Genomic DNA, 250 nt, shown 5'->3' with positions numbered 1-250 from the left:
TGGTCGGGGTAAGGGGATTCGAACTCCTGACATCCTGCTCCCAAAGCAGGCGCGCTACCGGACTGCGCTATACCCCGGTTGAAACTTTAAAGACACCTCAACAAGCTGTCTTGCGACCTGATACTCATGGCATCAGATCTATAAGATTTGGCTTCAAGGGTTACCTTGAAGCCAAAAATGGTGGGTCGTGTGGGATTCGAACCTACGACCAATTGGTTAAAAGCCAACTGCTCTACCAACTGAGCTAACG

The 250-nt window shown here is 50.0% G+C and carries 1 tRNA gene; it reads right to left on the bottom strand.

Annotated elements, in window-relative coordinates:
- Positions 1-77 (bottom strand) — tRNA-Pro (locus tag QN399_RS26480).
- Between the last annotated feature and the right edge of the window lie 173 nt (positions 78-250).

The organism is Pseudomonas sp. 10C3 (assembly GCF_036346185.1).
Taxonomy (GTDB): domain Bacteria; phylum Pseudomonadota; class Gammaproteobacteria; order Pseudomonadales; family Pseudomonadaceae; genus Aquipseudomonas.
This window is presented reverse-complemented; position numbering and strand designations above follow the sequence as displayed.